11 protein-coding genes and 1 pseudogene are annotated in these 8,839 nt (G+C 58.9%); 5 read left to right on the plus strand and 7 right to left on the minus strand.

Translation table 11 applies throughout. The features are described from left to right. Window positions 1-717: pseudogene (locus GBC55_RS29050) on the plus strand (glutamate-5-semialdehyde dehydrogenase); the annotation flags it as partial. 33 nt (window positions 718-750) lie between these two features. Here the strand turns inward: GBC55_RS29050 and GBC55_RS29055 are convergent. Together GBC55_RS29055 and cynS are read right to left on the minus strand one after the other, a co-directional pair. Further along, entirely contained in the window at window positions 751-1,410 is a 660-nt protein-coding gene (locus GBC55_RS29055; protein WP_162441075.1) for a carbonic anhydrase, read from the minus strand. A 173-nt stretch (window positions 1,411-1,583) separates the two neighbouring features. Beyond that, the gene (gene cynS, locus GBC55_RS29060) at window positions 1,584-2,051 is read right to left on the minus strand and encodes a cyanase (protein ID WP_162441076.1); all 468 of its coding nucleotides are present in this window, start codon (window positions 2,049-2,051) and stop codon (window positions 1,584-1,586) included. Window positions 2,052-2,173: 122 nt separating this feature from the next. Between cynS and cynR the strand changes: the two genes are divergently transcribed. Then, window positions 2,174-3,055 carry a transcriptional regulator CynR gene (cynR, locus tag GBC55_RS29065; RefSeq protein WP_162441077.1) on the plus strand — a complete coding sequence of 294 codons (882 nt, stop codon included), beginning with the start codon at window positions 2,174-2,176 and terminating at the stop codon, window positions 3,053-3,055. A 187-nt stretch (window positions 3,056-3,242) separates the two neighbouring features. Here cynR and GBC55_RS29070 read toward each other — a convergent pair whose 3' ends face one another. The 5 genes from GBC55_RS29070 to GBC55_RS29090 all read right to left on the minus strand — a co-directional run bounded on the left by GBC55_RS29070 (window position 3,243) and on the right by GBC55_RS29090 (window position 7,275). Next, the gene (locus GBC55_RS29070; RefSeq protein WP_162441078.1) at window positions 3,243-3,572 is read right to left on the minus strand and encodes a hypothetical protein; all 330 of its coding nucleotides are present in this window, start codon (window positions 3,570-3,572) and stop codon (window positions 3,243-3,245) included. Window positions 3,573-3,793: 221 nt separating this feature from the next. After that, window positions 3,794-3,946, minus strand: coding sequence for a hypothetical protein (locus GBC55_RS29075; RefSeq protein ID WP_007946257.1), 153 nt, complete (start codon window positions 3,944-3,946; stop codon window positions 3,794-3,796). A 144-nt stretch (window positions 3,947-4,090) separates the two neighbouring features. Continuing rightward, window positions 4,091-4,594: a GNAT family N-acetyltransferase gene (locus GBC55_RS29080; RefSeq protein WP_162441079.1), complete on the minus strand. Its 504-nt coding sequence runs from the start codon at window positions 4,592-4,594 to the stop codon at window positions 4,091-4,093. A 24-nt stretch (window positions 4,595-4,618) separates the two neighbouring features. Then, window positions 4,619-5,248, minus strand: a complete 630-nt coding sequence (locus GBC55_RS29085; RefSeq protein WP_162441080.1) for a glutathione S-transferase — start codon at window positions 5,246-5,248, stop codon at window positions 4,619-4,621. A 77-nt stretch (window positions 5,249-5,325) separates the two neighbouring features. Beyond that, window positions 5,326-7,275: a DNA topoisomerase III gene (locus GBC55_RS29090; RefSeq protein WP_162441081.1), complete on the minus strand. Its 1,950-nt coding sequence runs from the start codon at window positions 7,273-7,275 to the stop codon at window positions 5,326-5,328. A 352-nt stretch (window positions 7,276-7,627) separates the two neighbouring features. On the opposite strand from GBC55_RS29090, the gene GBC55_RS29095 reads away from it, so the two are divergent. The 3 genes from GBC55_RS29095 to GBC55_RS29105 all read left to right on the plus strand — a co-directional run. Continuing rightward, on the plus strand, window positions 7,628-7,990 hold the full coding sequence (locus GBC55_RS29095) for a DUF427 domain-containing protein (RefSeq protein ID WP_162441082.1): 363 nt from the start codon (window positions 7,628-7,630) through the stop codon (window positions 7,988-7,990). A 114-nt stretch (window positions 7,991-8,104) separates the two neighbouring features. After that, the gene (locus tag GBC55_RS29100; RefSeq protein WP_162441083.1) at window positions 8,105-8,626 is read left to right on the plus strand and encodes a sigma-70 family RNA polymerase sigma factor; all 522 of its coding nucleotides are present in this window, start codon (window positions 8,105-8,107) and stop codon (window positions 8,624-8,626) included. Continuing rightward, on the plus strand, window positions 8,623-8,839 hold a 217-nt coding region (locus GBC55_RS29105), incomplete at its 3' end, for a DUF4880 domain-containing protein (RefSeq protein ID WP_247267058.1). The genes GBC55_RS29100 and GBC55_RS29105, both read left to right, overlap by 4 nt.

The following is an 8,839-nucleotide window of genomic DNA, read 5'->3' on the forward strand; positions in this document are numbered from 1 at the left end:
GGCAGTATCGCCCAGCAGTCCGGCACCGCGGTCAGCCTGCACGGCACCGGCGGCGCCTGGCTCATCGCGGACAAGGACGCCGATGCCCGGCGCTTTGCCAGCGTGGTGCGCAATTCCCTCGACCGTAAAGTCTGCAACACCCTCAATGTTTGCCTGATACACCGCGACCGTGCGGCAGAACTGGTGCCGCTGTTTCTCGATGCATTGCAACAGGCGGGCGCTGCTCGGGGGCAGGGCTGCAAGTTGCACATCGTCGAAGGCAGCGAGCCGTGCTTGCCGGCGGACTGGCAAACCGCGAGCGTCGAGGTGTACCGCGCCGAAGGCTATCGCACCGAAGCACTGGCCGAGCCTTTGCCCGAAGCGCAATTGGGGCGCGAGTGGGAATGGGAGGAGACGCCGGAAGTCAGTCTGAAAATCGTTGATGACCTGGACCAGTCCATCGCCTTGTTCAATCGCTACAGCCCACAATTCACGGTCTCGTTGATCAGCGAAGATGCCGCCGCTCAAGCGCGCTTCTATAACGCGGTCAATGCGCCGTTCGTGGGCAACGGGATAACCCGTTGGGTCGACGGCCAATACGCCTTGAACAAGCCGGAGTTGGGGCTTTCGAACTGGGAAAGTGGCCGTCTGTTTGCCCGCAGTGCGATTCTTTCGGGAGATGGTGTGTTCACCATCCGCAGTCGCATGACGCAGACCGATCTAAGCGTCAAACGCTAAGCGACCGCTGCAATGGCGGTCGCTGTCGTCTGATCAGGCGGCGGCAACCGCTTTGCCGTAGACCGCGCAGGCCGTTGGGTGGTCCACCAGCGACACAAAGCCGCGGCTGTCGGCATCCAGCGCATCAATCGAACCGGTCTCGATGTCATAGACCCAGCCATGCAGGTTCAACAGGCCTTTTTCCTGGGCCAGGCGCACGCTTGGGTGGGTCTGGATATTGGCCAGTTGGGCGATCACATTCTCGCGAACCATCGAGCTCACCTTCGCGGCGTCATTGGCGTGCACGCGGGATTCATTGATGACTTTTGCCGACTCGGCGTGTTGCAGCCAGCCGCTGACGGCAGGCAGGTGGTCCATGCATTTGCAGTGGGCAACCGCCGTCATGGCGCCACAGTCCGAATGGCCGCAGATCACGATGTCCGTCACGCCCAGTACCGCGACCGCATACTCCACGGTGGCCGAAACACCGCCCGGGTGTGGGCTGTAGGAGGGGACGATGTTGCCTGCGTTACGGATCACGAACAGTTCACCCGGCTCTTGCTGAGTCAACAGTTCCGGTACTACACGGCTGTCGGAACAGGTAATGAACAAGGTGCCGGGGTGCTGGGTGGTCGCCAGGTGTTTGAACAAATCAGTACGTTGCGGAAACGCGTCGTTCTGGAACTTCAAGAAACCTTCAATCAGCGCTTTCATGGTTGCTTCCTCTAATGAATTGACCAGATCCCTGTAGCCGCTGCCGAGGGTGCGAGGCTGTGTTCGACTTCGCAGAAGTCGTGGGGTTTGGCGGGCGAGGACTTCGTCCTCGAACGCAGCCTCGCGGGCTCGGCAGCGGCTACAGGTTTCGCGGTATTACGTGCGCGGTTCGTTTAGAAAGGACGCAATGGCAGGAATTTGCCGTCCAGCGTAATCACGGCGCGGGAACCGCCTTCCGGGTCTTCGACTTTTTTGATGTCGAGTTTGAAGTTGATCGCGCTGATGATGCCGTCGCCGAACTGTTCGTGAACCAGCGCCTTCAACGTGGTGCCGTAGATCTGGATCATTTCGTAAAAGCGGTAAATGGTCGGATCTGTCGGGACACCAGAGAGGCTGCCGCGCAGCGGGATGATCTGCAGGCGGGCCACGGCGTCAGCGTCCAGTTCGAGTTTCTCGCCGATGACTTTGGCAGCAGATTCCGGCAGCGGATGCTGACCGAGCAGGGCTGCGGTGACGTAGGCCAGGCCAAGGCCGGTGCCATCGGTGAGATCCTGCCAGGACAGGTCTTTTTGCGCCTTGGCCTCCAGGATTTTTGTGGTGAGGGCCAGGCTTGGATCGTTGTAGGCGTAGGACTGTTGCATGGTGGTGCTCCTGTCGTAGATGACTGCTTGGGTGTGAAGCCATCTTCTGCCGATCGATCCATAGCGTCCAAGACCCATATACAATGCCAAGCATAAGCACAGCCTATAGAAGGTGAGTCCCAATGCTGCTCCGACATCTGCGCTATCTGCTCGCGGTCGCCGACCACGGCGGCTTCACCCGTGCCGCCGAAGCGCTACACGTTTCTCAACCGACGTTGTCCCAGCAAATCCGGCAACTGGAAGAAGCCTTGGGCGTGAGCCTGTTCGACCGCACTTCGCGGGTGGTCAAACCTACCGATGCGGGTGAGGCCTATATCGAGTCCGCCCGCCGTGTGCTGCTGGAGCTGGAGGCGGGGAAGCGTGCGCTGCATGACGTGAAGGACCTGACGCGCGGCAACTTGCGGCTGGCCATGACCCCGACATTCATGGCGTATCTGGTGGGACCGTTGGTGCGCGATTACACGGCGCGCTTCCCGAATATCAAGCTGCAGATTTTCGAGTTGTCGATGGACGATATCGAGGCCGGGCTGATGGATGACTCCCTGGACATCGCCATCGCTTTTGACCAGGTCAGGAATACAGACATCGAATCGATCCTGGCATTTACCGAGACGCTGGGAGTGATGGTTGGGCAGGATCATCCGCTGTTCGAGCGTGAGGAGGCGTTGTCTTGCGAAGAAATCGCGCAGATGAACTTCGCACTGTTGGCCACAGACTTCGTGACACGCACGCGAATTGACGAGTACTTCGCCCAGGAAAGGATTACGCCGAAGGTAGGCATCGAGGTCAATTCGGTGAGCACGTTGCTGGAGGTCATTCGGCACACGACCATGGCGACCGTCCTTCCAGAATCGATTGCGAGTGAGGAGCGCGCGTTGCGCAAGATCCCGTTGCAGGGGGAGCCGCCCAAACGTGGGGCGGCGTTGTTGCGCAGGAAAAACAATTATCACAGTGCGGCGTCGGTGGCCTTTTTGGAGCTTGTTCTGGCAACCAGGACCATTTGATCACAACAGATCAAAGCGTAGGAGCGAGCCTGCTCGCGATGGCAATTCATCAGGCAGCATTTGTATCGAATGATAAGTCGCTATCGCGAGCAGACTCACTCCTACAGTTGGATGGAGGAGGCCAAGTGGCAGAAATACAAAAGCCCCCGTTCGCAAACACGAACGGGGGCTTTGGTTTTATTAAGTATTAGCAGAACCGGTCAATCACCCGAACTTCATTCTGGTTCTGCATCGATGCCCACGCCTGTTTCAGCGTTTGCAGAACATTGCCAATGAAGTCTTTATCAGCGGCGGCTTTCTTGCCGACGTAGCCCTGGCCGCGACGGTACATCTTCAGTCGGGCAAGCAGGTTCTGATTATTCTTATCGAATTCTGCTTCATCGGCATGTGTCGACAGGCAGTCGATATGAACCTGGCCCGATTTGCTGATCCACAGAATATGGCTGTCCTGGCTGTCTTTTTGCGCCGCGAACATACGAGCCAGTTCTTCGATAGTTGGTTGATTGTTCAGATTCATAATTTGCCCCTTGACCATTTGGTGATCTTTCAAAGTTGGTTCGCTAATACAGGTAGCCCATCGGTTAGTTGATCCCTGGCACCGAAACCAGGACGTCAGCGTTCAGTCGCCGACAGTGGCGAGGTCCCGCGTCTGTTGCATGTAGTCGTGTTGAATAACTGCTACGCAATAGCGTCACAACGAAGAGAAGCAGCGAAAACCTGGAGGCCACTGCCGACTTTTCAGGGTCGGCCACAAGCTTCATGAGGATTGATCGCCAGCGCTTCTCGTCCTTGTACTGGACGTTCGGGCCAGGTCAGCTTCTTCAATCTGCCTTGTGGGCAGCGTGTATCCGGGAAAAACAGCTCGGCGGTCAGACGAGCTTGCTCAAACATGTTGCCGTACTCCCGATCGGGGAGATGTCTGCATCATGCAAGGGCAAATCGGACGCGTCAACGGTTTTGTAGTGATTATTTTCAGTCACTACATATTGTCGGACAAAGCGGATTGGAATTAAAAAAAAGGCGGGGGCATGTCATTCAGGGCGAGGGAGAAAAAGCCTGAAAACGGTAAACAGTGCAGGAGTATTCGTCGATAAGTCGTTGATGCAGGGTGAATTCACCGCCGGTGAGCACCGGCACGACCTTGGCCCAAAACAGCCGTGCCGGCTGGTTCTTATCGAGATGGAAAATTTGCCATTCACCGGGGTGACGGCTCAAGAGGGCAGAGACGACAAACTGTGCGACACCTTGACCGCGAAAGCGCCGAGCGACGAACAAATAACCGATGTTGTGCACCGCGCCCTCCAAATGAGTGTCGTCATCCAGGGTCACGAAGCCGGCGAGCTCGCCATCGACGGTAATCAGAAAGGGTTGGGTGGTCGGTTTACGCCAGTAATCCGGCATCGGCTGGATGTTGAAGAAGCCATGCCCACCTAGCTTCAGCGGCAGCCACTCGCTGAGGTCGTAGGTGTAGAACTGCATCAGATTCTCGATGGTTTCCAATTCGTCGCGCCGGGCGGCGTGCAGTTCTACCGAGGGCATTGGGGCGGCTCCTGTCGGTTTGAATCAGTGTGGGGCGAAGTCGTACTGGCCGCCTGTCTTCAGTGCGGCCGCATACGCGGGGCGCTTCTGGAAGCGCTCGACCCAGGCTGCAACATGCGGGTACTGGCCCAGCTTGCCTTGGGCTCTGGCGATCTCGCCGATAAAACTCATCTGGATATCTGCAGCGCTGAATTCGTTGCCGAGCAGATAATCGGATTTGCTCAGCGCTGTGTCGAGGTAGCCGAGGTAGTTGGCCACTTCCGAATTGATCCGTGGGTGTAACGGCGCACCGGCCTCGCCGAGGCGACCTACGTACAGGTTCAACATCAATGGCAACATCGCCGAGCCTTCGGCGAAGTGCAGCCATTGCACATACTCATCATAGGCAGGGGTGGCCGGATCAGGCTGCAAGCGGCCTTCGCCGTGACGTCGAATCAGGTAATCGATGATCGCTGCGGACTCGATCAGCTTCTGTGCGCCATCCTCGATCACCGGGGATTTACCCAGGGCGTTCACCGCCTTGAGCTCCGGCGGTGCGAGGTTGGTTTTCGGGTCGCGCTGGTAGCGCTTCAGCTCGTAGGGAATGGCCAGTTCTTCCAGCAGCCAGAGAATGCGCTGGGAGCGAGAGTTGTTCAGGTGATGGACAATGATCATGTTCGATGCCTTTTCAGGGTTGGGGCTGTCGCCGGGCTTGAAGAACACTAGACCATCACGGTCAGCGCGAAGTGCCCTTACGCTTTGCTGGCCGGTTTGGTCGTGCGCTTGGCGGCGGTCGCGGTTTTTCGCTTGGCGGGTTTGCGTTTGTTCTTCCACGGTGTTGCAGCGCGACCGGCGGGGCTGGCAGGACCGCTGATGGTCAGGCTCAGTCCAGCGCACCGGGCGACTTGCTTGCTCATCCACGCCGCCTGTTTGGTGACGAATTCTTCCAGGCTCATTTCGCCGCTTTGCACCATATCCAGCGCCTGCTCCCAGATCGCCGTGGTACCGGGGTCGGCGATGGCGCGTGGTACCGCATCGATCAGGCTGAACGCCGCCGGGGTTGCAGCCAGCGACTTGCCGTTCTTGATCAGGTAACCACGGTCGAGCAGGCCCTGAATGATCGACGCGCGTGTCGCCTCGGTGCCAATGCCCGTGGTGTCCTTGAGTTTTTGCTTGAGCAGCGGGTCTTCCACCAGTTTGGCGACGTTTTTCATCGCCTTGATCAGGTCGCCTTCGGTGAAAGGTTTGGGCGGTTGTGTCCAGAGGTCCTTGAGCTTGACGTCGGCGATCGCGCAGTCACGCCCTTCAGCCAGCGCCGGTAATGTCTGCGGTGCGGGTGCCTCGCGTCCTTTCGCCGGCGCCAGGGCCTCGGGCAAGGCGCGTTTCCAGCCGGGTTCGACGATCTGTTTGCCGACGGCTCGCAACGCCTCGCCGGCACAATCGAAGTCGGCCTGGGTGCGGTCGTATTCATGGTTGGGCAGGAACTGCGCCAGGTAACGGGCGCGAATCAGCGTGTACACCGCTCGCTGCTTGCCCACCAGTCTGTCGAGGTTTTTTGCCGCCGCCGTTGGAATGATGCCGTGGTGGGCGCTGACCTTGGCATCGTTCCAGGCCCGGGAGCGCCGCTGAGGTTCAAGGTAATCATTCAAGGCGTTGAGGGTCGGATCGGCTTGTTTTAGTGCCGCCAGAATGGACGGCGCTTCACTGTGCTGGCTGACCGGCAGGTAGCCGCAATCGCTGCGTGGATAGGTAATGACTTTGTGCGTTTCGTAGAGCGCCTGGGCGATGTCGAGGGTTTCCTGCGCGCCAAGCCCGAGTTTTTTCGAGCAGACTTCCTGCAAGGTGCCCAGGTCGAAGGGCAGTGGCGCCACTTCGCGCATGCGCTCGGTGCGCAGTTTGATGACACGGGCACTGGCTGCACTGGCAATGGCGCTCGCCGCCTGCTGCGCCAGCGCCTGATTCAGGCAGCGATCCTGATCATCGCAAACCTCGGAGGCCGCCCGCCATTGCGCCGTAAATACGGTGCCGTCGTGCCGCAGGTGCACATCGATGGCCCAGTACGCGACCGGGACGAAATCGGCGATGCTGCGGTCACGATCCACCACCAGACGCAGGGTAGGGGTTTGCACCCGACCCACCGGCAACACGCCTTGATAACCGGACTGGCGTCCCAGTAGCGTGAACAGCCGACTCATGTTCATCCCGATCAGCCAGTCAGCCCGGGAGCGGCCCAGTGCCGAATGGTACAGGCTGAAGGTCTCGGCACCCGGCTTGAGCGCTGCCAGGGCCTTGCGGATCGACGCGTCGTCCAGGGCGGACAACCAAAGGCGTCGAATCGGGCCGCGGTAACGACAATGCTCGACCAGTTCCCGGGCGATCATTTCGCCCTCGCGGTCGGCGTCCGTGGCGATAACAAGCTCATCGGCCTCGCCCAGCAATCGCTTGACCGCCTTGTACTGGCTGGCTGTGCGCGGCTTGACGGTCATCTTCCATTTTTCCGGAATGATCGGCAGGTCGGCCAGCACCCAGCGCTTGTATCGAGCGTCATAGGCATCCGGCGGCGCGGTTTCCAGCAGATGGCCGATGCACCAGGTCACAGTGACGTCCGTTCCCAGCCAGCAGCCGTCGCCGCGACGTTTCGCGCCAAGCACGGCCGCAATGTCTTTGGCCTGGGAGGGTTTTTCACAGAGATACAGCCGCATAACCACCATCGTTCTACAAGTGTGTCAGAGGCGCACAGAATGGCGGGTGACGAACGATGGAGCAACCTTTATCTGTATGGATGTACAGGTACCCCGTTTCCGGTCATTACAGGCATGACGATGTGCTGCCGTTCGCCCTTGCAGTCGATGTAGAAAGGCGAACTTGCTTCCGTTCGGCTGTGGAGCCATCGCGAGGGGAAAAGATGGGTTATACCTGAAGGATCGGCCGTTTCGGCGTTCGGGTTGCCTGGCGACCCGAGGGGAGCGAGCTCAGTCGCCACTGGCAAGCTCTTCAATCAGGTCAACGCCACGGCCATCAGTGATTCCAGTCCTTCAAAGAGGAATGCATTCCATGCCTACTCCCCCCGCCGTCATTACCATCGCAGAACAACCGGGCTGCCTGCTGGTGAAGTTCCACGGTATTCAGGTGGCCGCGTCCGCACGTGCGCTGGTGCTGCTGGAGGCCAACTATCCTCCGGTGTATTACGTCCCGCGTGAGGACATTGCCGAACAGTATTTCGCCCGCACCGACCACACCAGTTATTGCCCTTACAAAGGCGACGCCAGCTATTTCAGTCTGCAGATACCGGGGCACGAAGGCGCCAATGCGGTGTGGAGTTATGAAGACCCCAAGGTATCGGTCGAGCAGATCAGAGGTTATGTGGCGTTCTACCCTGATCAAGTGAAGTTTGAGCTTCTGGAGTCCGAAGTCTGATAGGCATGTCGGGTCGAAAGGGGCTTGGATCAGCAACTGATAATGGCTATTGCCAACAACCGGTTACAACTATGACAATGCGAGTAATTATCAGTCGCGAATTATTCCATCGTCATGTCCGCCAACGAATTGTCCCTGCGCAGCGCCGTCAATGATCTGTATTGCGACCACCACGGCTGGCTCAGTGGCTGGCTGCGCAAGCGCCTGAACAACTCGTTCGATGCCGCCGACCTTGCGCAGGACACCTTCGTTCGAGTGATCAAGGCGCGTAATGCGCTGGAAATACGCGAGCCGCGACCTTATCTGTCGATGATCGCCAAGGGCCTGTTGATCGATCTGTTTCGGCGACGCTCGCTGGAACAGTCTTATCTGGAAGCCCTGGCTGCGATGCCGGAGTGGCAACACCCTTCGCTGGAAGATCAGGCGATCCTGCTCCAGGCCTTGATGGAAATCGATCGACTGCTGCAAGGCCTGGGAGCGAACGTCAAGCAGACGTTCATCCTGTCCCAGTTCGACGGCCTCACTTACCCGCAGATCGCCGAACGTCTGGGTATCAGTGTGCGTACGGTGAATAACCACATGGCCAAAGCCATGGAGCATTGTTGCCTGATGCACATTCAGTTGCAGCTGGCATGAGCCTTTCGGCAGCGGAATTGGCGGCGATTGGCGCGGCGGCCAGGTGGTACGCAAGACTTCAATCAGGTATCGCCACCGACATGGATCGAGCGGCATGGAACACATGGCTGAATGCGGATCCCGCGCATCGTCATGCCTGGCAGCGGATGACGGCGGTGGGCGAACAGATGGCGAGCGTGCCAGGGGCCCTTGCGTCGCCGGCCTTGCGCGGCG

It is taken from the genome of Pseudomonas sp. TNT3 (genome assembly GCF_010095445.2).
Taxonomy (GTDB): domain Bacteria; phylum Pseudomonadota; class Gammaproteobacteria; order Pseudomonadales; family Pseudomonadaceae; genus Aquipseudomonas.